This window comes from Lysinibacillus xylanilyticus, from assembly GCF_001708185.1.
Lineage (GTDB): Bacteria > Bacillota > Bacilli > Bacillales_A > Planococcaceae > Lysinibacillus > Lysinibacillus xylanilyticus_A.
The window spans coordinates 215,735-241,647 of record NZ_MDDN01000004.1 but is presented as its reverse complement, the minus strand read 5'-3'; the positions used below and the strand labels follow the sequence as shown (position 1 = coordinate 241,647).

General features: G+C 40.3%; 27 protein-coding genes and 2 riboswitches. Of the genes, 26 read left to right on the top strand and 1 reads right to left on the bottom strand.

Translation table 11 applies throughout. From position 1 onward, the window contains the following. Nucleotide 1: 1 nt before the first annotated feature. Nucleotides 2–748, bottom strand: coding sequence for an energy-coupling factor ABC transporter permease (locus tag BFJ97_RS11115; protein ID WP_068984710.1), 747 nt, complete (start codon nucleotides 746–748; stop codon nucleotides 2–4). 258 nt (nucleotides 749–1,006) lie between these two features. Next, nucleotides 1,007–1,192: riboswitch (cobalamin riboswitch) on the bottom strand. Between the two features lie 407 nt (nucleotides 1,193–1,599). After that, nucleotides 1,600–1,783: riboswitch (cobalamin riboswitch) on the top strand. A 142-nt stretch (nucleotides 1,784–1,925) separates the two neighbouring features. On the opposite strand from BFJ97_RS11115, the gene BFJ97_RS11110 reads away from it, so the two are divergent. The 26 genes from BFJ97_RS11110 to BFJ97_RS10985 all read left to right on the top strand — a co-directional run bounded on the left by BFJ97_RS11110 (nucleotide 1,926) and on the right by BFJ97_RS10985 (nucleotide 25,865). Continuing rightward, the gene (locus BFJ97_RS11110; protein WP_068984709.1) at nucleotides 1,926–2,297 is read left to right on the top strand and encodes a (2Fe-2S) ferredoxin domain-containing protein; all 372 of its coding nucleotides are present in this window, start codon (nucleotides 1,926–1,928) and stop codon (nucleotides 2,295–2,297) included. A gap of 4 nt (nucleotides 2,298–2,301) precedes the next feature. After that, complete coding sequence (cobJ, locus tag BFJ97_RS11105; RefSeq protein WP_068984708.1) at nucleotides 2,302–3,975, top strand: precorrin-3B C(17)-methyltransferase; 1,674 nt, start codon at nucleotides 2,302–2,304, stop codon at nucleotides 3,973–3,975. A 15-nt stretch (nucleotides 3,976–3,990) separates the two neighbouring features. After that, nucleotides 3,991–4,932 carry a sirohydrochlorin chelatase gene (locus tag BFJ97_RS11100; RefSeq protein WP_068984707.1) on the top strand — a complete coding sequence of 314 codons (942 nt, stop codon included), beginning with the start codon at nucleotides 3,991–3,993 and terminating at the stop codon, nucleotides 4,930–4,932. After that, nucleotides 4,929–5,690, top strand: coding sequence for a precorrin-6A reductase (gene cobK, locus BFJ97_RS11095; protein WP_068984706.1), 762 nt, complete (start codon nucleotides 4,929–4,931; stop codon nucleotides 5,688–5,690). The genes BFJ97_RS11100 and cobK overlap by 4 nt, the downstream gene beginning before the upstream one ends. A 12-nt stretch (nucleotides 5,691–5,702) precedes the next feature. After that, nucleotides 5,703–6,362 (top strand): precorrin-8X methylmutase, encoded by a 660-nt coding sequence (locus BFJ97_RS11090; protein ID WP_053483787.1) that lies wholly within the window; start codon nucleotides 5,703–5,705, stop codon nucleotides 6,360–6,362. After that, nucleotides 6,362–7,495, top strand: a complete 1,134-nt coding sequence (locus BFJ97_RS11085; protein ID WP_068984705.1) for a cobalt-precorrin-5B (C(1))-methyltransferase — start codon at nucleotides 6,362–6,364, stop codon at nucleotides 7,493–7,495. Before BFJ97_RS11090 ends, BFJ97_RS11085 begins: the two co-directional genes overlap by 1 nt. After that, the gene (gene cbiE, locus BFJ97_RS11080) at nucleotides 7,452–8,672 is read left to right on the top strand and encodes a precorrin-6y C5,15-methyltransferase (decarboxylating) subunit CbiE (protein ID WP_083227001.1); all 1,221 of its coding nucleotides are present in this window, start codon (nucleotides 7,452–7,454) and stop codon (nucleotides 8,670–8,672) included. Before BFJ97_RS11085 ends, cbiE begins: the two co-directional genes overlap by 44 nt. Continuing rightward, a complete protein-coding gene (gene cobI, locus BFJ97_RS11075) occupies nucleotides 8,665–9,372 on the top strand; it encodes a precorrin-2 C(20)-methyltransferase (RefSeq protein WP_068984704.1) in 708 nt (235 codons plus the stop codon). Before cbiE ends, cobI begins: the two co-directional genes overlap by 8 nt. Further along, entirely contained in the window at nucleotides 9,372–10,157 is a 786-nt protein-coding gene (gene cobM, locus BFJ97_RS11070) for a precorrin-4 C(11)-methyltransferase (protein WP_068984703.1), read from the top strand. Before cobI ends, cobM begins: the two co-directional genes overlap by 1 nt. Continuing rightward, nucleotides 10,150–11,271, top strand: coding sequence for a cobalt-precorrin 5A hydrolase (locus tag BFJ97_RS11065; RefSeq protein ID WP_068984702.1), 1,122 nt, complete (start codon nucleotides 10,150–10,152; stop codon nucleotides 11,269–11,271). The genes cobM and BFJ97_RS11065 overlap by 8 nt, the downstream gene beginning before the upstream one ends. Before the next feature lie 10 nt (nucleotides 11,272–11,281). Beyond that, a complete protein-coding gene (locus BFJ97_RS11060; protein ID WP_068984701.1) occupies nucleotides 11,282–12,649 on the top strand; it encodes a cobyrinate a,c-diamide synthase in 1,368 nt (455 codons plus the stop codon). Further along, the gene (locus BFJ97_RS11055) at nucleotides 12,642–13,280 is read left to right on the top strand and encodes a precorrin-2 dehydrogenase/sirohydrochlorin ferrochelatase family protein (RefSeq protein ID WP_068984700.1); all 639 of its coding nucleotides are present in this window, start codon (nucleotides 12,642–12,644) and stop codon (nucleotides 13,278–13,280) included. Before BFJ97_RS11060 ends, BFJ97_RS11055 begins: the two co-directional genes overlap by 8 nt. Then, nucleotides 13,277–14,044 carry a uroporphyrinogen-III C-methyltransferase gene (gene cobA, locus BFJ97_RS11050; RefSeq protein WP_068984699.1) on the top strand — a complete coding sequence of 256 codons (768 nt, stop codon included), beginning with the start codon at nucleotides 13,277–13,279 and terminating at the stop codon, nucleotides 14,042–14,044. The genes BFJ97_RS11055 and cobA overlap by 4 nt, the downstream gene beginning before the upstream one ends. A gap of 39 nt (nucleotides 14,045–14,083) precedes the next feature. Further along, nucleotides 14,084–14,644: a nitroreductase family protein gene (locus BFJ97_RS11045; RefSeq protein ID WP_068984698.1), complete on the top strand. Its 561-nt coding sequence runs from the start codon at nucleotides 14,084–14,086 to the stop codon at nucleotides 14,642–14,644. 14 nt (nucleotides 14,645–14,658) lie between these two features. Continuing rightward, complete coding sequence (locus BFJ97_RS11040) at nucleotides 14,659–15,195, top strand: cob(I)yrinic acid a,c-diamide adenosyltransferase (RefSeq protein ID WP_068984697.1); 537 nt, start codon at nucleotides 14,659–14,661, stop codon at nucleotides 15,193–15,195. 117 nt (nucleotides 15,196–15,312) lie between these two features. Beyond that, nucleotides 15,313–15,777 (top strand): hypothetical protein, encoded by a 465-nt coding sequence (locus tag BFJ97_RS11035; RefSeq protein ID WP_068984696.1) that lies wholly within the window; start codon nucleotides 15,313–15,315, stop codon nucleotides 15,775–15,777. Continuing rightward, on the top strand, nucleotides 15,737–17,236 hold the full coding sequence (locus tag BFJ97_RS11030; RefSeq protein WP_068984695.1) for a cobyric acid synthase: 1,500 nt from the start codon (nucleotides 15,737–15,739) through the stop codon (nucleotides 17,234–17,236). The genes BFJ97_RS11035 and BFJ97_RS11030 overlap by 41 nt, the downstream gene beginning before the upstream one ends. After that, nucleotides 17,233–18,069: a class I SAM-dependent methyltransferase gene (locus BFJ97_RS11025; RefSeq protein WP_068984694.1), complete on the top strand. Its 837-nt coding sequence runs from the start codon at nucleotides 17,233–17,235 to the stop codon at nucleotides 18,067–18,069. Before BFJ97_RS11030 ends, BFJ97_RS11025 begins: the two co-directional genes overlap by 4 nt. Nucleotides 18,070–18,164: 95 nt before the next feature. After that, nucleotides 18,165–19,097, top strand: a complete 933-nt coding sequence (gene rnz / locus BFJ97_RS11020) for a ribonuclease Z (RefSeq protein ID WP_068984693.1) — start codon at nucleotides 18,165–18,167, stop codon at nucleotides 19,095–19,097. Nucleotides 19,098–19,450: 353 nt separating this feature from the next. Next, nucleotides 19,451–21,445 (top strand): methyl-accepting chemotaxis protein, encoded by a 1,995-nt coding sequence (locus BFJ97_RS11015; RefSeq protein ID WP_068984692.1) that lies wholly within the window; start codon nucleotides 19,451–19,453, stop codon nucleotides 21,443–21,445. Nucleotides 21,446–21,541: 96 nt separating this feature from the next. Beyond that, nucleotides 21,542–21,772: an acyl-phosphate glycerol 3-phosphate acyltransferase gene (locus tag BFJ97_RS11010; RefSeq protein ID WP_068984691.1), complete on the top strand. Its 231-nt coding sequence runs from the start codon at nucleotides 21,542–21,544 to the stop codon at nucleotides 21,770–21,772. Between the two features lie 288 nt (nucleotides 21,773–22,060). Continuing rightward, nucleotides 22,061–22,681, top strand: a complete 621-nt coding sequence (gene cdaS, locus BFJ97_RS11005; protein WP_083227000.1) for a sporulation-specific diadenylate cyclase CdaS — start codon at nucleotides 22,061–22,063, stop codon at nucleotides 22,679–22,681. Between the two features lie 98 nt (nucleotides 22,682–22,779). Next, a complete protein-coding gene (locus tag BFJ97_RS11000; RefSeq protein WP_068984690.1) occupies nucleotides 22,780–23,223 on the top strand; it encodes a MarR family winged helix-turn-helix transcriptional regulator in 444 nt (147 codons plus the stop codon). A gap of 51 nt (nucleotides 23,224–23,274) precedes the next feature. After that, complete coding sequence (locus BFJ97_RS10995) at nucleotides 23,275–24,216, top strand: ring-cleaving dioxygenase (protein WP_068984689.1); 942 nt, start codon at nucleotides 23,275–23,277, stop codon at nucleotides 24,214–24,216. Between the two features lie 15 nt (nucleotides 24,217–24,231). After that, complete coding sequence (locus tag BFJ97_RS10990; protein ID WP_068984688.1) at nucleotides 24,232–25,287, top strand: LLM class flavin-dependent oxidoreductase; 1,056 nt, start codon at nucleotides 24,232–24,234, stop codon at nucleotides 25,285–25,287. Nucleotides 25,288–25,298: 11 nt separating this feature from the next. Then, entirely contained in the window at nucleotides 25,299–25,865 is a 567-nt protein-coding gene (locus tag BFJ97_RS10985; protein WP_068984687.1) for an NADPH-dependent FMN reductase, read from the top strand. The last annotated feature ends 48 nt before the right edge of the window (nucleotides 25,866–25,913 follow it).

Below are 25,913 nucleotides of genomic sequence, written 5' to 3'. Positions count from 1 at the left end.
TTTAGTGTGCCTCCTTAGCTGAGAAAACACGTAATGCTTTTAGTTCGCTCACATTATATTTTTTCAAGAAATTCATAACAATCACTGTTAAAATTCCTTCACTAACCGCGAGCGGAATTTGTGTTAATGCAAAAATACCAGCAAATTTTGTGAATGATGCCATAAATCCTCCTACTTCAGAAGGGAAGGCAAGAGCTAATTGTACAGATGTAACAACATATGTACCTAAGTCACCAAGCATTGCTGCTAAAAAGACAGCTACTGAAAATGATAGCCCCATTTTTTGTGCGCCTTTAAATACAGAGTAAGCAATAATAGGACCAATAATTGCCATAGAAAATGTATTTGCCCCTAATGTTGTAAGCCCGCCATGTGCTAAAAGTAAAGATTGGAATAATAAAACGATTGTCCCAATCACACTCATGGCTAGTGGCCCAAAAAGAACAGTCCCAAGTCCAACTCCTGTCGGATGCGAGCAGCTCCCCGTTACAGAAGGGATTTTTAAGGCTGATAATACAAAGGCGAAGGCACCGGATAAACCTAGTATCATTTTTGTTTCAGGATTTTCATCAATGGTTTTACGAATAGAGCGTAATCCTAAAATAATAAATGGAATCGATAAGACCCACCAAAAAATCGCCCATTCAATCGGCAAAAAGCCCTCCATGATATGCATAGCAAATGCACGATTTGGCACAAGTAAAAATGCCAACAAGAAATAACTAAGCTTCCAATGTGAGAATTTCAAAATCTCTCCTCCTAACATTATATTTTTCGAATGTAGCGTGCGAACGAAATCAATTTCGCCTTGGCGTAATTGCGTCCGGAGGCTTTATTTCCATTCAGGAGGTGTTTTGGTTATATCTGTAAACATCTACCACCATAAGATGGGGTCTCTTCTGAATGAAAATAAAAAGCACTTCTCCGACTTTGGAAAAGTGCATAGCTAAAAGAGGCAAATAAAATTTTAATCTGCTAAGCCGCACACCTATCCTCGTAGGTTGAAACGATCACATATTTTTCGGCAGGTCTCCTGGCTTTAGTTCAACGTTTTATAGGCCTTCCCATCCTTTGGACAGTGACATGATCTATAAAACTCCCTAGTACAGTGGCGGGACCGCGCCGGACTTGAACCGGCTTCCCTTTTAAGCGAAATGGTATACACTTCGCACCGAAAAAGTATGAAGTTGTGAGATTTCACGACAAAGTGTAACATGAATTTCCACATATATGCCATACTTTTTATAAAAATTTTAGAATTAAAGGTCAATGTCGAAAATTCAGATAAATACAGATAGAAATTTCGCGTTTTCTCTGAATTTTTAATAAAAATGTCACAATTTGAGAAAGAAATATTGAAATTTTTAAAAATTAAGATATGATAGAGACAGTTTTCTATTACAATCAATTATGCCTCGGCATAATTGCGTCCGGAATCGGCTTTGTGCTTGCACAAAGAACTCCTTTCCGATTTCGTGACATCCGCCGGAGGCTTTAACTTCTTTCAGCGGATGTTTGGACACTTGCTGAAAAATAAAAACCCGTATTCATCTCACCACCTATACAGGTGGGAGACTTGCTGAAAGAAGTTAAACAATTTCATATAAAACATCAATAAGTGCTTGAATATTTTCGAGATAATAGGGAAATCGGTGAAAATCCGATACAGCCCCCGCTACTGTAATAGCTGATGAAATCGCAAATGCCACTAGTGAAAACTTAGGAAGGCGCGAAAGTAAAAGGAAGCTTAAGTCAGGAAACCTGCTTATTGTGATAAATGCATGCAAACTTTTCGGAGGGAGAAGTTGAAGCGAGAGCGAGTACCTGTATATATTCGTTTTAATTTGGCTTCTACAAAACCTTTATTCTTCGTCTAGAGTAAAGGTTTTTTCTTTTTCCTAAAAGCAAATGAGGGGAGAACAACAATGACAACTTGGAATTTAGAGGGGATGAAAACGCATCTTTTTATTTGCAATGGCAGTAGCTGTATGAAAAAAGATGCTGAGGAAATTACACAGGCAATCCGTGATGAAATACAAATGCAAGCGCTTGATCAGGACATACATACGACTAGGACACGCTGTAATGGTAGATGTAAGGATGCATGTGTTGTTATCGCTTATCCTCAGGGGAATTGGTACCGTGTGCCGACTACAGAGCATGCGCGGGCACTCGTACAAGATTTAAATCATGAAGTATTACAAAATGAGCATGTCTTTACACTGCGTGAAGGTTCGTTACAGCGTACAGCACAAACAACAGCCATTAAAGGCATTGAAAAGGTGAAAGAGGGGTAACAAAATGGCGCAAAAAGGAAAGATTTTCGTAGTTGGTTTTGGACCTGGGGATTTTAAACATATTACGACTCGTGCTGTTGAGGCACTTCAACAAAGTGATATGATCATAGGCTACAAAACATATGTTGAGCTTATTCAGGATTTAGTTAGTGCAAAGTCAATTGTTAGTACTGGTATGACAGAAGAAGTTTCACGTGCACAAGAAGCAGTACGCCAAGCAGAGGCAGGAAGTATCGTATCAGTTATATCGAGCGGTGATGCTGGCGTTTATGGCATGGCAGGCTTAGTATATGAAGTTTTAATTGAGCTAGGCTGGACGGAAGCAACTGGTGTTGAGGTAGAGATTGTTCCTGGTATTTCTGCTATCAATTCATGTGCAAGTTTACTAGGTGCTCCGATTATGCATGACGCCTGTACGATTAGTTTAAGTGACCACTTAACACCTTGGAATTTAATTGCAAAGCGAGTAGAAGCAGCGGCAATGGCTGATTTCGTTATTGCTCTTTATAACCCAAAAAGTGGCCGTCGTACGAGACAAATCGTAGAAGCACAACGAATTTTATTAGAATATCGTTCTCCAGATACACCGGTAGGACTTGTGAAAAGTGCGTATCGTGAACGTCAGGAAATTACGATGACAACTTTAGCGGAAATGCTAGAACATGATATTGGCATGCTAACAACTGTTGTTATCGGGAATTCATCAACGTTTTTCTATGACAATAAAATGATTACGCCACGTGGTTATCAGCGTAAATATACACTCGGCGATGAAAAACAACCGTTACGACCACATCAACGTCTAAAAGAAGAAAATGAACCATGGGCAATGAATCAAGAAACAGGGATGGCTCGTAATGATTTTGCGACAGATCCCAATGCCAATCGTATTAAGCCCAGTTTAGCCATAACATCAGAACCAAAGCCTAAAAAAAAGTCATCACTTGAAATGGCGACATCAGCACTAGCAATGGTGAAGGGAACAAGTGCAGTGAGGGTAACACCGAAGCTTGTTCAACAGAAAATTGAATCCATTTTTGAATTAGCTGTGAGTCCAGGAGTAGCTAATAAGTTCTTTACTCCTCAACAAATGATGACGCTAGCAGAGGTAGTTGGTGAAGAAGGAACGATGGAGTATACACCAGACCATCGAATTAATCTGAAAATTCCGACGACTGATCCTGCAGTGATTACAGCAAAGCTTCGAGAAGTTGGCTTTTTACTAGCACCGATTGGTGACGTGCTATCGTTAAAGGCTTGTGATTTCTGCTATGGAGAAAAGACTGATTCGATTCCTTATGCAGAAGAGATTCAAGAAAAGCTTGGCGGTATGTCGTTACCGAAAACGTTGAATATAGGTTTTAACGGCTGTGGTATGGCATGTTATCGAGCGGTATTTGATGATATTGGTATTGTGTATCGCAAAAGTAAGTTTGATGTTTTTATTGGGGCTAAGCCAGTTGGTCGTACAGCACATGCCGCTCAGCCTGTTGTGGAGGGTTTAGAACCTGAGCAACTTATACCGCTGATCACAGATATTATCGAAGAGTATAAAGCAAATGCACATCCGAATGAACGTTTGTTTAAATACTTTAAGCGTGTGAAAAAGATACTTCATTTTACGTATCAGGATATGTCTTCAAAAATAAAAGTTGAGCCAGCTCCGTGCGGCGACTAGTAAGGAGTAATGAGGATGAAAGCAATTTTATTTGTTGGCCATGGGAGCCGTTTAGCAGCAGGAAATGATGAGGTACGTACATTTATCGAGCAAATGACACCTCGTATTGATGATAGTTTTTTAGTAGAAACATGTTTTTTAGAGTTTGCCTCGCCAAACATTGAAGAAGGTATTACGAATTGTGTCAAGAAGGGCGCTACTGAGGTACATGTTATTCCGATTATTCTGCTTCATGCGGGACATTCAAAACTGCATATTCCTGCAGAAATCGAGCATGCGCGTGAGCATTATCCAAATATTACATTCACATATGGCCAAACAATTGGTGTGCATGAAGAAATATTTGCGATTCTAGAAGACCGCCTAACAGAGATTGGCTTTAATGCGGAAGAAGAACATAAGGATACTGCCATTTTATTAATTGCACGAGGCGGCAGTGACCCATATGCGAATGGTGATTTTTATAAAATTACACGTTTGCTATGGGAAAAACTACCTGTACAGTACGTAGAAAGCGCCTTTATGGGAGTAACAGATCCTCGTGTTGAAGAAGGCATTGAGCGCTGTGTAAAACTTGGTGCTAAAAAAATTATTATGCTACCGTACTTTTTATTCACAGGTATCCTAATGGAACGCATGAATGGTATGTGCAAGCAATTTAACGAGAAATATCCGGATTGTGATATTCAAATCGCTAACTATTTTGGCTATCATGAGCGTTTGCAAAATGTGTTATTAGAGCGTATTGAGCAAGCTGTGAATGGTACATCAACAGGTATGCAAGATTTAGAAAACTATCGTGCTTATGCGGCGGTACATGGACATGCGCATCATCATCACCATCATGACCACGATCATGGGCACGACCACCATCACCACGATGATCACGACCATGACCATCATCACGACCACCACCATCATCACGACCACCACCATGAAGAGGAGCCAGTGAAATGATTTTCATGTTAGCGGGGACGAGTGATGCAAGGAATTTAGCACTAGAATTACAGTCAGCAGGTTATGTTGTGACAGCTACAGTCGTTACTGAATCAGCCGCTTCAAGCCTTGCAGAAGTGGGTCTGCCTCATTTAGTCGGTCGATTAACAGCTGAAGAAATGGCGACAATCATCACAGAGCAAGGGTATCGTTTAGTTGTAGATGCCTCTCATCCATTTGCTGAGGAAGCTTCAAAAAATGCTATGGCTGCAGCTGAGCAAGCAAATGTACCATATATTCGCTATGAACGAGCACAGGAGCATTATTCACACCCACTAATTACGGTTGTGAAAGATTATGAGGAGGCTGCTCACTTAGCAGCGGAAAAACGTGGTGTCATCATGTTAACGACGGGCAGTAAAACACTTGCAACATTTACAAAAGTATTACATGGCTTAGACAATACACGAGTAATTGCGCGTATGCTTCCTCGACTCGATAATATGGAAAAATGTGAAGCACTTGGTGTGGCACAAAGAGATATCGTTGCGATACAAGGTCCGTTTTCAAAGGAATTAAACGAAGCGCTTTTCCGTCAATATGATGTGACATTGATGATCACAAAAGAAAGCGGCAAGGTTGGTTCTGTGGATGAAAAGCTAGATGCTGCCCTAGCATGTGGCATTGAAACGATTTTAATTGCAAGACCAAATATAAAATACGGACAGCAATACTCTACATTTGAAGATGTATTACAAGCTGTACAAAACACACTTTAGGAGGCAATCCAGATGGACTTTAAAACAGATTTCAAACCATTAACAGTAGACCCAGATAAAATTTACGATTACAGTTTTTCAATTATTGCAGAGGAAATGGGCGAACATAATTTCTCAGAAGACGAGTGGAAAGTAGTACGTCGCATCATTCATGCTTCTGCTGACTTTGAACTAGGACGTAGCGTAATTATTACACCAGGTGCGCTTGAAGCTGGTATTAAATCAATTCTTGCTGGTCGCCATGTCATTGCAGATGTGCAAATGATTGAAAGTGGTTCAGGGAAAAAACGCTTCCAAAAACATGGTGGCGATTTACACTGCTATATTGCAGATGAAGACGTGTCGATTGAAGCGAAAAAACAAAACACTACGCGTGCGATTATTTCTATGCAAAAGGCAGCTAAATTACATGAAGGCGGCATTTATGCAATCGGTAATGCACCGACAGCATTGCTGGAATTAATTCGTTTAATTAAAGAAGGCTTAGCGAAACCAGATTTAATTATCGGTATGCCAGTTGGTTTCGTTTCTGCTGCTGAGTCGAAAGAAGAGTTATTAAAACTAGAAGGTATTCCGTATATTACAAATGTTGGTCGTAAAGGCGGTAGTACAGTGACGGTTGCCGCATTGAATGCTGTTTCACTTCTAGCGGATGAACAGGCGAAAAAATAATGGAGCGGAAGCCTAAAAAGGATCCCAAGGACATGCGTCACGGTTATACAACGGGAGCCTGTGCAACTGCAGTAACGAAGGCTGCATTACTGGCCTTAATTACAAATGAAGAGCAAGAAACAAGTACAATTCATTTGCCGATTGGGCGAGATGCAACCTTTACGATAGAAAAATGTACATTTAAAAATAATGCTGTAAGTTGTGAAACGATTAAAGATGCTGGTGATGACCCTGATGCAACACATAAGGCACTTATTATTGGTACAGTGAGCTGGGCTGATACACCTGGCATTCATTTAGACGGAGGGATTGGTGTCGGGCGCGTAACAAAGCCCGGCTTACCAGTGCCTGTTGGAGAAGCAGCGATTAATCCTGTGCCAAGGAAGATGATTCATAGTACTGTACAGGGTGTGCTTGACGATTTTGAAATTGACAGAGGCGTCAATGTAGTGATTTCAGTACCTGAAGGTGAGGAAATTGCAAAGAAAACGTTAAATGGGCGACTTGGTATTATTGGAGGCATCTCCATTTTAGGCACAAGGGGAACCGTCGTGCCTTTTTCGAGTTCCGCTTATATGGCAAGTATCGTTCAAGCTATTAGTGTTGCAAAGGCAGCTGGCTGTGAGCATTTAGTCGTGACTACTGGTGGACGCAGTGAAAAATTTGGGATGGCACAGTACCCTCATTTGCCAGAGGAAGCGTTTATAGAGATGGGCGACTTTGTTGGCTTTACATTAAAACATTGTAAACGACTTGGTATTAAAGAAGTATCACTAGTTGGTATGATGGGTAAGTTTTCAAAGGTTGCTCAAGGTGTGATGATGGTGCATTCCAAAAGTGCTCCGATTGATTTTAACTCTTTAGCACAATTGGCAGTGGATATAGGTGCAGACGAAGAGACAGTAGCTGAGGTACGAGAGGCAAATACTGCTTCACAAGTCGGCGAAATTATGGCAGAGAAGGGCTATGATGCATTCTTTCATCATTTATGTGAGGCTTGTTGCTATTCTTCATTACATCATGTTAGAGGCGGTTTAACGCTTTCCACATCGATCTATTCGATGCAGGGACAATTATTAGGAAGGGCTGATGACATTGCATCGATCGATGAAATTGATTGGGATCGGGGATAACGGACAAGAAAGCTTGCTACCACAATATGTACAGTGGATTGAAGACTGTGAGGTGCTTGTTGGCGGTGAGCGTGTTCTAGAATTTTTCCCGAGCTTTACTGGAGAAAAAATAATAATCAAAGGTGGTCTTTCAACGCTTGTTGAAAGATTATCTACAGAAACAAGAAACACCGTTATTCTAGCGTCAGGTGATCCGCTATTTTATGGAATAGGTGGTTATTTAGCGAAAAAGCTAAACGTTGAAGTTTATCCATATATGAGCTCGGTACAGCTTGCCTTTTCGAAGATGGGAGAAAGCTGGCAGGACGCTTATGTAACAAGTATTCATGGGCGCTCTATGAAAGGCTTAGCACAGCGTATTGATGGCAAAAAGAGAGTGGCGCTTCTAACAGATGCTGAAAATAACCCGAATGCACTAGCACGCTATTTAAAGCATTTTGGCATGACAGAATACAGTGCATTTGTGGCAGAAAATTTACAGGGCATTAATGAAAAATTTGGCTCGTATTCTCTTGATGAATTAGAGACTACAGACTTTTCTCCTTTAAATGTCGTGATTTTAAAACAATCATTAGAACCAAAACGCTATACACTCGGGATTGATGATGAAGAATTCTCACAGCGTAAGCCAGATAAAGGGCTTATTACGAAAAAAGAAATTCGTGTCTTAAGTTTACAAGCAATGCAGCTACAAAAGGATAGTATTGTATGGGATGTCGGTACATGTACGGGATCTATGGCGATTGAGGCTGGTAAGCTTGCGCCAGAAGGTCAAGTTTTTGCGGTAGAGAAAAATGCACCTGATTTAGAAAATTGCCTGCAAAATCAGCAAAAGTTCCGTGTTGATATAACCGCTATTCATAGTAAAGCACCTGCAGGACTTGAAAACTTCCCTGATCCAGATGCGATTTTTATCGGTGGAACAGGAGGCGAAATGGTGGAGCTATTGCAATTATGCTGTACCCGCTTAAAGCCAAAAGGTCGCATTGTCTTAAATGCTGCAACAATTGAAAATTTATATAAGGCAGTCGAAGCGTTTAAAGCTTGTGGCTTTGCCGTTGACATCTTACAGGCACAGCTTGCGCGCAGTAAACCAATTTTAGATATGACACGTTTTGTCCCATTAAATCCGATTTATATTATTTCTGCATATCGAAAGGAAGAAAATCATGAGTAATCTTGGTATTTTATATGGCTTGGGCGTAGGTCCTGGCGATCCAGAATTAATTACAGTTAAGGCATTCCGCGTTATTCAGGAGTCGCCAGTTATTGCGTATCCCAAAAAATTAAAAGGCAGTAAAAGCTATGCACATCGTATTGTAGATGTTTACATTAATCCAGAAGAAAAGGATATGCTTGGCCTAGTATTCCCAATGACAAAGGATGAGGCTGTATTAGAACGTGAATGGACAAAATCTGTTGAACTTGTCTATGGCAAATTAAAAGAAGGCAAAGATGTCGCATTCGTAACAGAAGGAGATCCACTATTATATAGTACGTTCATCCATATGATGAAGCTTATGCAGGACATGCACCCAGAGGTTGAAATCCAAACAGTACCAGGAATTTCTTCGTTCAATGGTTCGGCATCGCGTTTAGGGATTGCGCTTGCAGATGGTGATGACCGTGTTGCCATCGTACCTGCCTATGATAACTATGATGCAATGCGTGAAGCGATTGAAAGTCACGATGCGGTGGTATTCATAAAAGTGGCGAAGGTGATTGATTTAATGTTAGAGGTGTTACGTGATTTAGATCTACTTGATAAGGCATCTGTCGTAACGAAGGTCACATCTGACGAGGAGATTATTTGGGATGTACGCGAGCTAGACGGTGTCGATTTAGAATACTTAACATTAATGGTGGTGCGAAAATAATGAAGAAAATATATATTGTCGGCGCTGGTCCTGGCGATCCGGATTTAATTACAGTAAAAGGTTTACATATGCTACAAACAGCGGATGTTGTCATGTATACAGATTCGTTAGTAAATGAAGATCTTATTGCCAAAGCAAGGCCAGATGCGGAAGTTATTCGCACAGCGGGTATGCATTTAGAGGAAATGATAGCCGTAATGGCAGACCGTGTCAATGCAGGTAAAGTAGTGGCTCGTATGCATACAGGAGATCCTGCTATGTATGGTGCCATCATGGAACAGGTTGCATTATTAAAAAAAGAAGGCATTGGCTACGAGGTCATTCCTGGTGTTAGCTCTGTCTTCGCTTCGGCGGCAGCAATTGGGGCAGAATTAACGATCCCTGACTTAACGCAAACACTTATTTTAACGCGTGCAGAAGGGCGTACACCTGTGCCAGAATTCGAAAAACTACGCGATTTAGCAAGTCACCATTGTACAATTGCCTTATTCCTAAGTGCAACGCTAACGAAGAAAATCGTAAAAGAATTGCAGAGTGCAGGCTGGGCTGATGATACACCTGTAGCGGTTATTCAAAGAGCTTCTTGGCCAGATCAAAAAATCGTACGTACTACGTTGGTTGAGCTAGATGAAGCAATGCGTGTGAACGGTATTCGTAAGCATGCGATGATTTTAGCTGGTTGGGCATTAGATCCGACTATTCATGATAAGGATCAATATCGTTCGAAGTTATATGATGCTACCTTTACACATGGTTTTAGAAAAGGTGTGAAGACAAGTGATTGAGTTACAAGAAGGTATTTTACCAGCAGTTGAGCAACGAAATGCTTATGCTGTTGTAGCCATCACCAAACATGGTGTTCAACTCGGACGCCGCTTGCAGCAAACTTTTGCTGCGAGCGATTTATATTATATGAGTAAATTTGAACAGGGCGATGAAGCGGAAAAGCATATTCAAATGTTTACAGGGACTGTGCGTTTGCTACTGCCAACCTTGTTTAAGCAATATAAAGGTTTAATTTTAATCATTTCACTCGGTGCAGTTGTACGCATGATTGCACCGATATTAAAGGATAAGAAAACAGATCCTGGCGTTGTTGTCATTGACGACCGAGGTGAAAATGTGATTAGCGTGTTATCTGGACATTTAGGTGGTGCCAATGAGCTGACACATGAAGTAGCCGCAGCACTTGGAGCCAATCCAATAATTACAACAGCTTCAGATGTGCAAAAGACAATCCCTGTTGATTTATTTGGCGCACGATTTGGCTGGGTATGGGATAGTGCCGATAAACTAACACCAGTTAGTGCCTCTGTTGTCAATGAGGAGCATGTCGCAATCGTACAGGAAACGGGTGAACGCGACTGGTGGATGCGTGACACACCAATGCCTGAGCAAATTAAAGTCTATCCGTCAACGTATGCTGCGATTGAAGCTAAACCACATGCGACATTGCTTATTACAGATCGCATAATAGAACCTGAAGAAGAAGTACTTCTTGAAAATGGTGTCATTTATCGACCAAAATCGGTTGTGCTTGGCATGGGCTGTAATCGTGGGACATCAGTGGAAGAAATTGAACAGGTCATTGATGACACACTTGCAGAGCTTAAACTTTCGAAAAAAAGTGTCAAGGCACTATGTACAATCGATTTGAAGAAAGATGAGCAATGCTTCCTTGAGATAACAAAGAGATATGATTGGGAATTTGTAACATATTCACCTACTGAATTAAATGAAATCGATTTTCCAACACCTTCAGAGACGGTCTTTCAATATACAGGTGCATATGGAGTGAGTGAGCCTGCAGCGATGCGTTATGCGCAGGTGGAGTCGCTTGTGTTACAGAAGAAAAAATCGGGCAATGCTACGATTTCTGTTGCTAGATTAACATTTTAGGAGGAAGCCTATGCAAACAAATCGCTTTGTACTTGCTGGTACTGGCAGTGGAGTTGGTAAAACGACTTTTACCATTGGACTCATGAAAGCATTACAAGAAAAGGGCAAGACTGTGCAGGGCTTTAAATGTGGTCCCGATTATATTGATCCAACGTATCATACTGCCGTAACAGGACGGGTATCGCGCAATATCGATAGCTGGATGTTTTCACATGAAGCCGTGCGTGATATTGTTGCGCGCGCAAGCGTTGATGCGGATGTTTCAATTATTGAAGGCGTTATGGGCTTTTATGATGGTAAAAGTCCATTATCTGATGAAGGTTCTGCAGCGGACATTAGTGTAGTAACAGAGAGCCCTGTTATTTTAATTGTCAATTGTGCAAGTATGGCACGAAGTGTAGCAGCGATTGTGAAAGGCTTCCAATTGTTGTCTGATAAGCCGAATATCGTTGGTGTTATTGCCAATCAGGTCGGTAGTGTCGGACATTATGAAATTGCGAAAGCTGCCATTGAGCAGGAATGTGGAATCCCTGTTATCGGATACTTGAAGCGTGAGGTAGGGATTGATATTCCTAGTCGTCATTTAGGGTTAGTGCCTGCGATTGAACGAGGAGAACTCGATACATTTTTTGAAAAGCTAGGCTCATTAATGGCAGAGACGATTGATTTAGATCAATTACTTGCATTAACAAAGGCTCCTGTTTTACAAGAATCCGGGCAACTATTTGTGGAAGAACCTTCTCAAAATATTTGCATTGCTGTAGCAAAGGATGCCGCGTTTAACTTCTATTATGAAGAAAATTTGGCACTGTTACGTGCAAAGGGAGCAACACTGCAATTTTTCTCTCCGCTAGCAAATGAACCTGTTCCAGCTGAAGCAGACGGATTGTATATAGGGGGGGGCTTCCCAGAGGAATTTGCTGATATCCTGGCAAAAAATACTGCTGTAAAAAAATCTATTCGTGAAGCAATCGCCAAAGGGTTACCAACATTAGCAGAGTGTGGGGGCTATATGTACTTGACGGAGGCTATTACGAATAGTAATGGGGACCGTTATGACATGGTAGGTGTTATTCCAGGTGAAGTTGCAATGCAAACAAAATTAGCAGCCCTTGGTTACCGTGAAATCTTTGGCACACAAGGTAATTTCTTAATTGGTACGGATGAAGAGGCAAAGGGACATGAATTCCACTATTCAAAGTATAGTGGCACACATAACACACCAGCTTACCAAACGAAAGGGCGATTTGGTAACAAACAAGAGGGCTACCAAGCAGGAAATCTAGTGGCTGGCTATACGCATTTTCATTTTGTATCTAACCCAAAACTTGTTGACAACTGGTTAACAGCTTGTAAGAAGGTGAAAAATTATGACTAATTATTTTCCTATTCATATTAATGTTGAATATAAAACGGTAGTAATCGTTGGTGGAGGTCACGTAGCAACACAGAAGGTAGCAGCACTGCTTCCGGCTAAAGCAAATATTGTTATAGTAAGTCCAACCCTAGATGATTCATTACTACCTCTTGCTGAATCAGGTCAAATTACATGGCGTGAAAAAGCATTTGAACCACGTGATTTAGATGATGCAATTCTCATCATTGCGGCAACAAATGATACGACAATAAATGAAGCTGTACAAGAAGCAGCACAGCATTGGCAGCTAATCAATCGTACTGATGCACAAGCGGAGAGCGATTTTATAACGCCAGCAACAGTGCGCCGTGGTCCATTAGTGTTAACTGTATCAACGTCAGGTGCCAGTCCATCACTAGCGCGTAAAATCAAAGCGGATCTCGAAGAGCAATTTGATGAGATTTATGATGACTATGTATGCTTCTTGCAGCAGGCACGTTTAATGATTGCTGCTAAGTTTGAGAAAGGTCCACAAAGACGTGCTTTATTACAAGCATTACTTGAACCGAGCTTACTAGAATGGACACGTAGTGGAGAGATTGATAGACGCGAAGCTTATTTACAACAATTACTGATGGGAGAAGCGCGATGAAAGACGGAATAGTGTATTTAGTTGGAGCTGGACCAGGAGATCCAAAGCTCATTACAGTGTACGGGCTAGAATGTATTCAAAAGGCTGATGTCATTGCGTATGATCGTCTTGTGAATCCTAAATTGCTAGAGTTTGCAAAAAAAGATGCTGAGCTTGTGTACTGTGGTAAATTACCTGGTAAGCATCACCTCATTCAAGATGAGATTCATACATTACTTGTCGAAAAAGCACAAGAAGGCAAGATTGTCACACGATTAAAGGGTGGCGATCCATTTGTTTTTGGTCGCGGCGCAGAGGAAGCCGAAATCTTAAAAAATCATGGTATTGCTTATGAAATCGTCCCTGGTATTACTGCAGGAATTGCTGCGCCAGCATATGCAGGTATACCTGTAACACACCGAGACTTTGCGACAAGCTTTGCTCTAGTAACAGGGCATGGTCGTGAGGAAAAAGGACAGGACTTTTTAAATTGGTCTGCACTTGCAACAGGTATTGATACAGTTGCCTTTTATATGAGTGTTGGCAATATTGCTTATATAACTAAAAAGCTCGTCGAAAATGGTCGTAAGCCAACTACCCCAGTAGCAGTGATTGAATGGGGAACAACAAATCAACAACGTACCATTACAGGTCAGCTCGATGAAATAGCCAACATTATTGAACGTGAAGGCTATCATAATCCTTCCATGATTGTTGTGGGTGAAGTAGTAAATGTCCGCGAGAAAATTAAATGGTTTGAAGAGCAGGGACTTGCTTTATCGTAATGAAATGAGGGCAAAGATTTTAACAAAGGAGGAAACATCATGCCAGTAATTGAGGCTTTAAAAAATCGTCGGGCGATTCGCAATTACACGACACAGCCTGTTGAACAAGAGAAAATCAAGAAAATATTACAAGCAGCTACCTATGCTCCAAATGACCGTATGCGCGAGCCTTGGCATTTTTATGTTATTCAAGGCGAAGCGATGAAACGCTATGAGGAAATGGCTAATGCTTATTTACAGGAGCGATTCCCAACAAAGCCAAATTTAGTAGAAAGTTCATTAAAAGTTGTGCAAACGACGCCTGTTGCCATTGTTGTTACGGCAGATATGGTGGAAGATGATGCTGATGCGACAGAGGATAATGTCTTTGCTGTATGTAGTGCGATCATGTCGATGTGGCTTGCTGCGGAGGAGCTAGGACTTGGCTTTGTATGGCGTACACGCGGAGTAGGGCTTGTTCATGATGCAAGAATGCATGCATTTATCGGAGCGAATGAATCACAAAAAGTAGTAGGTACTATTTTTATTGGCTATCCAGAAGAGCAGGAGCCTAACGACAAGAAACGCACACCATTTGAAGAAAAAACAACATGGCTTTAAGGGAGGCTTGAACAATGGCTAGAAAAGGCTTGTTTTTAGTTTATACAGGTGAAGGGAAGGGCAAAACAACAGCTTCTCTAGGTGTCACACTGCGCGCAATTGGTCGAGGTCTAAATGTACGCTATATGCAGTTTATTAAATCACCAGAGCGTACATACGGAGAGCAAATCGCACTTCGTAAGCTTGGCGTAGAAATGGAGCAGATGGGCATTGGCTTCACTTGGACAAAAACACCGGAAGAGCATCGTGCTGCCTTAGCAAAAGCATGGAAGAAAACAAAAGCAGCATTGCAAGACGACAATATTGATTTACTCGTACTAGACGAGCTGAATAATGCACTGGCAATAACAAAATTCCCTATTGATGATGTGCTACCACTAGCCGAAATCATAGAAGCCATTCAACAACGTCCATCGACAATGCATTTAGTAGTTACCGGACGAAGCGCAAATCCAGCACTTATCGCGATGGCAGATTTAGTATCGAACATTGATGCGACAAAGCATTATTATGACGAAGGAATTCCAGCAGTCAAGGGCCTAGAATTCTAAGCAGTTATTAATAAGGAGAATATCCGCGATTCGGGGGGAAATACCCGCGGAAGGAAGCGAAGGGAATATCCGCGATTCGGAGGGAAATACCCGCGGAAGCGAAGGGAATATCCGCGCTTGGGGGGGATACCCGCAGAAGCGAAGAGAATATCCGCGATTCGGGGGCAAATATCCGCGGAAGGAAGCGAAGAGAATATCCGCGATTCGGAGGGAAATACCCGCGGAAGCGAAGAGAATATCCGCGCTTGGGGGGATACCCGCAGAAGCGAAGAGAATATCCGCGTTTCAGGTGGAAATACCCGCGGAAGCGAAGAGAATATCCGCGATTCGGAGGGAAATACCCGCGGAAGTGAAGGGAATATCCGCGCTTGGGGGGATACCCGCAGAAGCGAAGAGAATATCCGCGATTCGGAGGGAAATACCCGCGGAAGTGAAGAGAATATCCGCGCTTTAGAGGGAAATACCCGCGGAAGCGAAGAGAATCCCCGCGCTAAAAAGCTGTGTACCTACGCTTCAACTATAGATACGGAGGAAAAAGACTATGCCAGCAAAATCTATTATGATTCAAGGAACGGCTTCTGATGTTGGGAAAAGTATGATTTGTACTGCGCTGTGCCGTATTTTCTCAGATGATGGGCTAAAGGTAGTACCGTTTAAATCGCAAAATATGGCCTTGAATTCATTTGTAACGCATGATGGTGGAGAAATCGGACGTGCACAGGGGGTACAAGCAGAGGCGGCACGCGTTGTCGCCACTACGGATATGAATCCTATATTGCTTAAACCGAAGCAGGATATGGTTTCAGAAGTGATTGTTCATGGCAAGCATTTTTTAAATATGGACGCTAAAAGCTATCGTAATCAATTTGTACAAGAAGCGATGCCGATTGTTGAAAAGTCTGTGAGAACTTTACAAAATACATATGATGTCATTGTCCTTGAAGGAGCAGGAAGCCCGGCAGAGATCAATTTAAAGGATCGTGATATTGCAAATATGCGAATGGCCCATTTAGCAGATGCTGCAGTTGTGCTAGTTGCCGATATCGATCGAGGTGGTGTATTTGCATCGATTGTTGGAACACTCGCGTTGCTTGACGATGCAGAACGTGCACGTGTAAAGGGTCTCATCATTAATAAATTTAGAGGAATGCGTGAATTACTCGATGATGGTATTGAATGGGTAGAGCGTGAAACTGGCATTCCTGTACTTGGTGTTGTGCCGTATGTAGAGGTCAATATTGAAGCTGAGGATTCGTTGGCACTCTCTTCATTACGCTTTAAAAAGCCAAAGCCAGGGGAATTCTCTGTGGATGTAGCAATGATTCGCTTGCCACGTATTTCAAATTTTACGGATGTTGATCCATTTTTTGATGAGCCAGAGGTTGGTGTACGATTAATCGGCAATGTCAATGAGCTTGGTACGCCTGACTTACTTATACTACCTGGAACAAAAAGTACAATGGATGATTTAGTATGGTTAAAGGAGCAAGGCTTTGATCAAGCGATAACTAATTTACGTCAACGAGGGACAAAAATTATTGGCATTTGCGGTGGCTTCCAAATGCTCGGTGAAACGTTATTAGACCCTGATGCAGTTGAAGGGAACGGCGATTCTGCACAAGGTCTAGGGTTATTGCCAATGGAAACTGTTTTTGTTGGTGATAAAAAAACGGTTCAAATGACAGGAACAAGAGGACAAGATACGTTTACTGGCTATGAAATTCATCTTGGACGTACAAAGATTTTGCGTAACGAAGTGTCACCATTTTTACAACTTGCAGATGGGCGAGTGGATGGAGCGGTAAGTGCTGATGATCAAGTTATCGGAACATACTTCCATGGCTTATTCCATAATCGCACCTTTACACGACAGCTTGTCAATGACATACGCGTGAAAAAAGGGCTTCATGCTCTACCTAGCGATGTGAAAAGTGACGCAGAACGTAGAGAGGACGCTTACAATATGCTAGCTAAGCATGTGCGCGCGAATCTCGATATGAAAAAAGTATACGAAATCATGAATATAGAGGTATCTGTATGACAAGAAAAGGACCGTTAGCTATTAATTATGAGGCATTATGGCAGGAAGGTATGAAGGACTGGCATGGTCATATGCCCGAAAGAATGGTTAATGATCAGTTAGAGGAGCAATTTTGGGCGCAGTCAATTGCCCGAAAGAAAACGGGACAGACAGATCCTTATGCTGCAAGAATTTTTCAAGAAATAAATAAAAGTATTGAGCCGGAGCACTCTGTATTGGAAATTGGTCCAGGCTGGGGCAATTATACGTTTCCACTTGCTGAACATGTGAGAAAGCTAACGTGTATAGATAGCTCCGAAAGCATCCTTAGCTATTTACAAAATTGCATGCAGGATAAGCAGCATGTGTCTTATATTCATGCGAAATGGGAAAGCCTTGCTGAGAATGAGGTAGAAGCTCATGATATCGTGATTGGGGTCAATTGCTTTTATCGTATGTATGAAATCAAATCAGCACTTTATCATATGAATCGTCTTGCTAAAAAGTGTGCAATTATTGGCATGACAACAGGGCCGATACAGCCCCATTATGAAATTTTATACGAAAAGTATGGCTACGATATTAAATTTCCACGAAGAGATTATATAGAATTTTTAAATTTGCTATATGAGATGGATATTTATGCAGAGTGCAAAATCATCCCATTAGAACGAGTGTATGAATATGAAAGCTATGAGCAGCTTGTAACAACACAAAGTAAAAAAATATTAAATGATACTTTTAATAGAGCACATGTTGAGGAGGCGCTCTTGCCGTTTATTGAGGAAAAGAACGGACGTTATTATTATCGTCATGATTTCCATGCTGCACTCGTATCATGGGAACCAAAATAATATTAAAACCTTTGGAAAGCTAGTCACCAAAGGTTTTTCTTATTGTCAACGATAGGGTACAATAAAGCGATAGAAATAGAAATGAGGTGGCATATGTGCAACTACATTTTTTAGGGACAGGCGCAGGAATGCCTTCAAAGGAACGAAATACAAGTGCCCTGATGGTAAAGCTTTTAGATGAAGTGGGCGAAATGTGGCTTTTTGATTGTGGGGAGGCGACTCAACATCAAATATTGCATACATCGTTAAAGCCACGTAAAGTAACGAAAATATTCATTACACATTTACACGGTGACCATATTTTTGGATTACCTGGTTTTTTAAGCTCTCGTTCATTTCAAGGTGGGGATGAGCCATTAACAATTTTTGGCCCGCAAGGTTTACAGCAATGGATCGAGCAAACCTTTGCCTTGTCAAAGACGCATTTAACATATCCATTACAATTTGTTGAAGTCCATGAAGGTGTAATTTATGAAGATGAACATTTTACTGTAAGCGCAAGTGAATTGCGGCATGTAGTTCCATGCTTTGGGTACCGTATTGAGCAAAAGGATTTGCCTGGTGAGTTATTAATGGGAAAAGCTCAAGCTCTTGGTGTTCCAAAAGGTCCTCTGCTAGGACAATTAAAAAGTGGGAAAGATATTGTACTAGAGGATGGCACCATTGTTCATGCACAAGATGTTGTTGCTCCGCCGAAAAAAGGCTTTACGCTCACTATTTTAGGAGACACAAAATATTGCGAAGAGGCAATTTTATTAGCCAATGGTGCAGATATCGTTATTCATGAAGCGACTTTTGATGGCACTACGACAGATTTAGCAGCCAGCTATGGACACTCTACAAATCTCGAAGCGGCAAAGGTGGCTCAACAAGCAGGAGCAAACTATTTACTTCTGAACCATTTAAGTGCCCGCTTCTTACCTCACGATTTACCACTATTATTAGCAGATGCACAGGAGATTTTCCCACAGACCTACCTAACATCTGATCAATCAGTGTTTACATGGCACAACAATAAATTATCCTAGAATAACATTATTGATAAGGGAGAACCTTTTAGATGATTCGTCATTTAAAAGGTTCTTTTCTTTAAATTAGCACTTTAAGACTAGTGGGATTTCATTCGTTAATTATTTATATTTTTTTAAAAACGTCTTATATATGTTACGCTATTGTCTTTATTTCTCTTTTGAAAAGTTGTTTGTTTTATAGTCTTTTTTATCTAAGTATTTTCTCCTGATTTTAAAATGACAAAATTGTGACGATTTTTATATTATTGAAAATTATTATATTAAATTTGAAAGAAAAGTAATGAAAAACCTAAAATTGATATTGTATGATGAAATGGAAATAATCGCATATTTTAGGGGGTATTGTTGAGATGGGGAAAACAATGAAATGGAAAATGTTGCTGGAAATCATGGGCATAGTCGTAATTATTATCGGTGCATTTTCTGTTTATATTTATCAAGCAACATATAAAAGTGTAAAGAATAACGGGGAGGCGCTCGCTAATTCCATTGTTATGGGGATGGAGGGTGCTATTCAATCAAGAGAAAAAGCGGAAGAAATAATGGAAAAGGAAATGATTTCTGAATCAGTAATGGCTTCTTATATTATCGATAAAGGCGCTACATATGAAGATTTGAAGGCGATTGCTGAACGTGGAGGCATTGATGAAATATGGAGTACGGATGATAAAGGAAATACCACCGTCACTTCTGTAGCACCGACAATTGATTTTAACTTCGGTTCTGATCCAGACGGACAAGCAGCAGAATATATGCAGCTAGTAGATGGACGTGCAAAAGAAATTGTACAGAAGGCGCAAATACGTGATGTAGACGATAAATTTTACAAGTTCGTTGGGGTAAGTAGTTGGAATCCAGCAACACCTCAAATTGTACAGGTTGCTCGACAAGGACAGCAGCTATTAGATTTAGAGACTAGTATCGGTAGTGAATATTACATTGATCAGCTTAACAAATCATTATCCTCAACGGTCCTTTATGCAGCTGTCGTGAATGACAAAGGCGAAGCAATAGCAGCTACAGCAGAAAGAAATCTAGCGGATATTGGTTTTTTACCAGCTACATTTTCAACACAAAAAGCATCTGACTTTTCGGGACGTTATGATGGAACTCGTGTTACTCAATACGTAAAACCGTTATCAAATGGTACATATTTAGCTATCGTTGTTTCAAATGAAGTACTTTCACATATTTTGATAGGAACAATTATTGCTTCATTAATCGTTGTATGTGTCATTTTCATCATTACTGGATTTTCTATTTCTAAACAGGTCTCCCGAATTGTAAGTGTACGCGATTCACTTGAGGAAATTAGTAAGGGCGAAGCGGATTTAACTAAGCGAATAAATGTAAACTCTAAGGATGAGATTGGTCAATTAGTAGTATCATTTAACGGAATGATGGAAAACTTTCAATTCATAATGCGTGAATTGAAGCAGGAAGCTAGCCAAATTCAGGAGGCAACATACATAATTCAAGAAAATGCTCATCATACACTTGATTCATCTGAAATCATTCAGAAAGAATCTAGTCAGGTTGCTCAAGCATCTTGTGCGCAACAGCAAAATACAGAAGACAGCGCACTTTCAATGGAAGAATTAGCACGCAGTATCCAACATATTTCAGAATCCATTGTTGAGATTTCTACCATTTCTCGCAATACAGAAGAAAATGCGAATAATGGCTTACAAATTATGAACAAGTTACAGAAGCAATTAGTAGAAGTTAATGAAAAGACAAATCTTTCAGTAGAAAGTACAAAGGAATTAGAAAAATTATCTGGCATGATTGGTGAGTTTACAAATGTCATTACTGGAATTTCAGAACAAACAAACTTATTGGCGCTAAATGCATCTATTGAAGCGGCACGAGCTGGTGAAGCGGGTAAAGGATTTGCCGTAGTGGCAGAGGAAGTTCGCAAATTGGCAGAGGATTCAAAACTAGCGGCTGAGCGTATTTCTCAAGTTGTGATGAATGTACAAAGGGAAACAGCTAACATTGTATCAGTCATTTATTCTACTGCTGATGTATTAAATGCTGGTCGAACTATTGTCCATGAAGCACAGCAATCTTTTGAAGGCATTAACAATGATGTCCAAGTAATAGCAGATCAAGTAGATTTAGTATCGAGTACGACAGAGGAAATCGCAGCCAGCACAGAGGAAGTCACGGCTACAATGGAAGATGTATCATTATTGGCAAAACAGACTTCAGCAAGTGTCACCGATGTCGCACAAAAGGCTAAAAATCAAGCAGTAAATATGAATGAAATGACATCAATTATTGATAGGTTAAATACAACAGCAGACAATTTACAACAATCAGCAGGCAAATATAAAGTCTAAAAAATAGATAGTGAAAACAAGGATTTGGGATATTAAAGAAATATAATGCGGTTAATAGTAGATTTTCGTATAATTGAATAAAGGGGAGTGGTTTGGATGAATCAGCAAAAAATGCCACCAGCACTATTACGTTTAATCGTTATTTTTCCAAATGTGCTGAGCTATTTATTACTATTTGGACTTATTGTTTTTGTTAAAACTAATTATGACACATTAAAAGCAACGGACAACTTGACGGTTTGGCTTATTTTTATCGTAGTGCTTGCACCAGCTGCTGCCTACACAACATTCAGCATTGTGAAAAAAATTCGTGCTGGACATATGTAAGTTAAATTACAACACGTGTATTTATTAGATATCTAATAAATACACGTGTTTTTTTCTATTATTAAATTCCCTTATACGCAAGCTCTCTGAGGTATATTATTTTATTAATCTAAAAAAAGGAATCGTAAAATTACGTAAAGATAATTCCACGATTCCTCTTTTCTATGTTTATCAGGTTGAAAGATGGGTGTAACTATGTTTGTTAAACAAATCTAATGCGAATAAAAAAATTCCATTTAGGGAAACTACAGAAAGGGATGTTTCACATTTTTTGAAAGGGGTGTTTTCGTGGATCCAACGAATTGCGATTTTTCACCAATGAAACAAACATTAAAGGAAGAGCTTCAGCAGGTGATTAATTCATTACAACAAAGTGTAGATGCGATGGATACTGATACAAACTGTCTTCTTGGGGACTTTGAAAAAATTAAAGAGAAGTTTGTCACGATTGAAATGAAAGCTGCAACGTTTTATTTAAATTGCTATCTTTCCCCGTTTACTGAAAAATATCCTGAGCTTTCGCATAGTGTACAAAATATGTCTGCAAGAAAACATGGTGGATTAATTGTGATTGAACGAAAGGATTCTTTAAAGTCTCTTATTCAGCCTGGTATTCATATTGGCGCAGAAGTAACACATTCCTTATTAGAAACTATTTTTTTTCCTGGAAATCCGCTTCACGATGGAGCAGTTTTAGTAAGCAAAAATTTAATTCAGTCAGCAGCCAATGTACTGCCGCTTTCAGAGAGAGATGTTGGAGAAAAGAAATTAGGCACAAGACATCGAGCAGCATTAGGGCTCAGTGAAGTAAGTGATGCGCTCGTCATAGTGGTGTCTGAAGAAACAGGGAGAATTTCGTTTGCCTTTCAAGGAAACTTATATCCAATTACTACGCATGGCATTATATAGTGTGATCTTTACACTAAAAAATATCTCGAATTCAAGATATTTTTCTTGCATGTTTATTACTTGCGTAGTAAAGTGATATTTGAAAGGAGGATGAAGCGATGAGAAAACACACACTTGGATCTCTGACATGGATTCGGATGATGCGCTTTACAAATCAAAGTAACCAGCTATCCAATGAATTTTTAAAACGCTTTGACTTAACGACTGCACAATTTGATGTCCTTATACAAATAAAGACTTATGCACCGTTAACGCAATCACAATTAGCGGAAAAAGTGACAGTCACGCAAGGCGGTATGTCTCGAATGCTTGCTCGACTTGAAAAAGAGGGACTAATTGAGCGAAAGCAAAATTGGAAGACGAAAACAATCTCGCTCACAGCTAAAGGCGAGCAGATGATTGATGCGGCGACGCCAAGTCAGCTTCACTTTCAATCCTCATTTTTTGAAGAAGTATTAACAGAAGAAGAAATGAAATCTTTATATACACTTATGTCAAAAATAGAAAAGCATAGTCGTGAAAAAAAATTACCACCAGCGTGATTTTTTTACACTATCACTTGCTTAATCAAGTGAAAACAAGGAGGAAATATAATGAACAAACTAAGCGGACATCATCATATATCCATGCTAACGAAAAACGGCAAACGTAATAATGATTTTTATACAAAGATTCTTGGATTACGTCGTGTGAAAAAAACAGTCAATCAAGATTCGCCATCCATGTATCATCTATTTTATGGAGATTTAACAGGGGCGGCAGGTACAGAATTAACATTTTTTGAAATGCCTGTAGCAGGAAGAACCGTTCGAGGCACAAATGCCATCACACGTATTGGCTTACTAGTGCCAAGCTATGACAGTCTGCAATATTGGAAAAATCGTTTTCAACAGCTAGACGTTGAACATAGTGAAATTTCCACATATGCAGATAAAGATGCATTGTTTTTTGAGGATCATGAAGGGTTACGAATGGTGCTTTTAAACTACCATGGTCACGAAAAACCGGCTCATTGGCAACCATGGGACGGCTCCGAAATTCCTACAGAACATCGCATTTTAGGAATGGGTACAGTTGAAATTACAGTTCGTTACTTGCAACGAACAGTGAATTTATTAAAAGGGCTTTTTAATTACACAGTTGTTGCTGAAGGCGAGAAAGAAGCAGTTTTACAATCTATACCTGGTGAAGTACTTGGAGAAATCGTCGTTAAAGAATTAGAAGGACCGAGTGAGAAACCTGGCCGAGGTAGTATTCATCATCTTGCGCTACGTGTCGCAAACGTCGAGGAATTGCAGGAATGGGACACCAAAATTAAGGAGCGGGGCTTAGATAGTACTGGAGTAGTGGATCGTTATTACTTCCAAAGTCTTTATTTTAGAGATCGTAATGGAATTTTATTTGAAATGGCAACAGATGGCCCAGGGTTTACAGTTGATGCGGCGGTAGAGGATCTTGGTAAAGAGCTCGATCTTCCTCCATTTTTAGAAGAAAAACGTGCTGAAATTGAGGTCATTCTAGAGCCACTAGATTAAGGAGAGAGCGTGAACATGGAAAAATATCGTATTGACCAATCAAAAGGCATTGAATTTGGCTTGTATTCATTAGGTGATCATATTCCAAATCCTTTAACAGGTGAACGTATTCCAGCTCAGCAACGCATTCAGGAGCTAATTGAAGTAAGCCAGCTAGCAGAGCAAGCAGGTATTGATGTATTTGGCGTAGGTGAAAGTCATCAATCGTACTTTACAACACAGGCACACACGGTTGTATTAGGAGCGATCGCTCAAGCTACATCGACAATCAAATTAACAAGCTCGGCAACGGTACTGAGTGTCTCTGATCCTGTACGTGTATATGAGGATTTTGCGACGATTGATTTAATTTCAGATGGACGTGCAGAAATCGTTGCAGGTCGTGGGTCTCGTGTTGGCGCATATCATTTACTTGGCGTTGATTTACAGGATTATGAAGAAATTTTTGAGGAAAAATTAGAGCTGCTGAAAAAAATTAATGAAGAGGAGCTTATCACTTGGGAAGGACAATACCGTGCACCGCTTCATAATGCGCAAATTTTGCCACAACCTAAAAATGGCTCGTTGCCAATTTGGCGGGCTGTTGGCGGACCACCTGCTAGTGCCATTAAAGCAGGCTATATGGGCATCCCAATGATGTTGACGACATTAGGCGGACCAGCTGTTAATTTTAAACCTTCAGTGGATGCCTATAGAGAAGCGGCAGAGCGAAGTGGCTTTGATCCGAAAGAGTTACCGATTGCTACAACAAGCCTTTTCTATGTTGCTGATACGACGAAAGAAGCACTACAAGGGATGTATCCACATATAAATGGTGGTTTCCAAGCAATTCGTGGCGGCGGTTATCCAAAGCAACAGTTCGCACAAGCGCCAGATACACGTGATGCCTTAATGGTCGGAAGTAAGGAACAAATTATTGAAAAGCTACTGTATCAATACGAGCTATTTGGCATGCAACGATTTATGGCACAAATTGATTTTGGCGGTGTGCCATTTGAAAAATTGATGAAAAATATTGAAATTATCGGGAACGATATTCTGCCTGCCATTAAAAAATATACTGCGAAATAAGGGGGGACAGTATGAAAATTGTTGCACTAGCTGGTTCCATTGTCGGCTCAAAAACAAAAACAGCTATTAGTAAAGTGGTTGAAATTTTACAAGAAAAATATCCAGAGCATGAAGTAACGTTACTTGATCTTGCCGAATACAACATGCAATTCAGTGATGGACGAAATTATTTTGAATATGATAGGGATACAAAATATGTGAACGAAACAATTATGTCTGCAGATGCAATTGTCATTGGAACACCAACATTTCAGGCTTCGATTCCGGCAACGTTGAAAAATATTTTTGACTTACTACCAGTCAATGCTTTTCGTGATAAAGTGGTAAGTATAGTTGTCACAGCAGGCACATCTAAACACTATCTAATGGTTGAGCAGCAGTTAAAGCCAATTCTTGCTTATATGAAAGCACATATTGTTCCAACATATGTATTTATAGAGGAGAAGGATTTTTTGCGGAAGGAAATTGTGAATGATGACGTCCTATTCCGCCTTGAGCGTTTAGCTGAGGATACAGTGATGGTAGCTGATGCGTTTACAGCAATCCGTGCGAAAAAAGATGAGGAATATGATTTTTAGAGATTACGAATTTAATAAAGTTTAAACGCTACATGAGAGAAAATCTTA

What these genes read in the sequence shown, in the direction of transcription:
- cobA (WP_068984699.1), top strand. Translation starts at nt 13,277, where the DNA reads ATGAAAGACGGAATAGTGTATTTAGTTGGAGCTGGACCAGGAGATCCA.
- BFJ97_RS10995 (WP_068984689.1), top strand. Translation starts at nt 23,275, where the DNA reads ATGAACAAACTAAGCGGACATCATCATATATCCATGCTAACGAAAAAC.
- BFJ97_RS11045 (WP_068984698.1), top strand. Translation starts at nt 14,084, where the DNA reads ATGCCAGTAATTGAGGCTTTAAAAAATCGTCGGGCGATTCGCAATTAC.
- cobI (WP_068984704.1), top strand. Translation starts at nt 8,665, where the DNA reads ATGAGTAATCTTGGTATTTTATATGGCTTGGGCGTAGGTCCTGGCGAT.
- BFJ97_RS11015 (WP_068984692.1), top strand. Translation starts at nt 19,451, where the DNA reads ATGGGGAAAACAATGAAATGGAAAATGTTGCTGGAAATCATGGGCATA.
- BFJ97_RS10985 (WP_068984687.1), top strand. Translation starts at nt 25,299, where the DNA reads ATGAAAATTGTTGCACTAGCTGGTTCCATTGTCGGCTCAAAAACAAAA.
- BFJ97_RS11010 (WP_068984691.1), top strand. Translation starts at nt 21,542, where the DNA reads ATGAATCAGCAAAAAATGCCACCAGCACTATTACGTTTAATCGTTATT.
- cobK (WP_068984706.1), top strand. Translation starts at nt 4,929, where the DNA reads ATGATTTTCATGTTAGCGGGGACGAGTGATGCAAGGAATTTAGCACTA.
- BFJ97_RS11000 (WP_068984690.1), top strand. Translation starts at nt 22,780, where the DNA reads ATGAGAAAACACACACTTGGATCTCTGACATGGATTCGGATGATGCGC.
- BFJ97_RS11110 (WP_068984709.1), top strand. Translation starts at nt 1,926, where the DNA reads ATGACAACTTGGAATTTAGAGGGGATGAAAACGCATCTTTTTATTTGC.
- cobJ (WP_068984708.1), top strand. Translation starts at nt 2,302, where the DNA reads ATGGCGCAAAAAGGAAAGATTTTCGTAGTTGGTTTTGGACCTGGGGAT.
- BFJ97_RS11100 (WP_068984707.1), top strand. Translation starts at nt 3,991, where the DNA reads ATGAAAGCAATTTTATTTGTTGGCCATGGGAGCCGTTTAGCAGCAGGA.
- cbiE (WP_083227001.1), top strand. Translation starts at nt 7,452, where the DNA reads ATGACATTGCATCGATCGATGAAATTGATTGGGATCGGGGATAACGGA.
- BFJ97_RS11025 (WP_068984694.1), top strand. Translation starts at nt 17,233, where the DNA reads ATGACAAGAAAAGGACCGTTAGCTATTAATTATGAGGCATTATGGCAG.
- BFJ97_RS11040 (WP_068984697.1), top strand. Translation starts at nt 14,659, where the DNA reads ATGGCTAGAAAAGGCTTGTTTTTAGTTTATACAGGTGAAGGGAAGGGC.
- cobM (WP_068984703.1), top strand. Translation starts at nt 9,372, where the DNA reads ATGAAGAAAATATATATTGTCGGCGCTGGTCCTGGCGATCCGGATTTA.
- BFJ97_RS11030 (WP_068984695.1), top strand. Translation starts at nt 15,737, where the DNA reads ATGCCAGCAAAATCTATTATGATTCAAGGAACGGCTTCTGATGTTGGG.
- BFJ97_RS11060 (WP_068984701.1), top strand. Translation starts at nt 11,282, where the DNA reads ATGCAAACAAATCGCTTTGTACTTGCTGGTACTGGCAGTGGAGTTGGT.
- BFJ97_RS11055 (WP_068984700.1), top strand. Translation starts at nt 12,642, where the DNA reads ATGACTAATTATTTTCCTATTCATATTAATGTTGAATATAAAACGGTA.
- BFJ97_RS10990 (WP_068984688.1), top strand. Translation starts at nt 24,232, where the DNA reads ATGGAAAAATATCGTATTGACCAATCAAAAGGCATTGAATTTGGCTTG.
- BFJ97_RS11085 (WP_068984705.1), top strand. Translation starts at nt 6,362, where the DNA reads ATGGAGCGGAAGCCTAAAAAGGATCCCAAGGACATGCGTCACGGTTAT.
- BFJ97_RS11090 (WP_053483787.1), top strand. Translation starts at nt 5,703, where the DNA reads ATGGACTTTAAAACAGATTTCAAACCATTAACAGTAGACCCAGATAAA.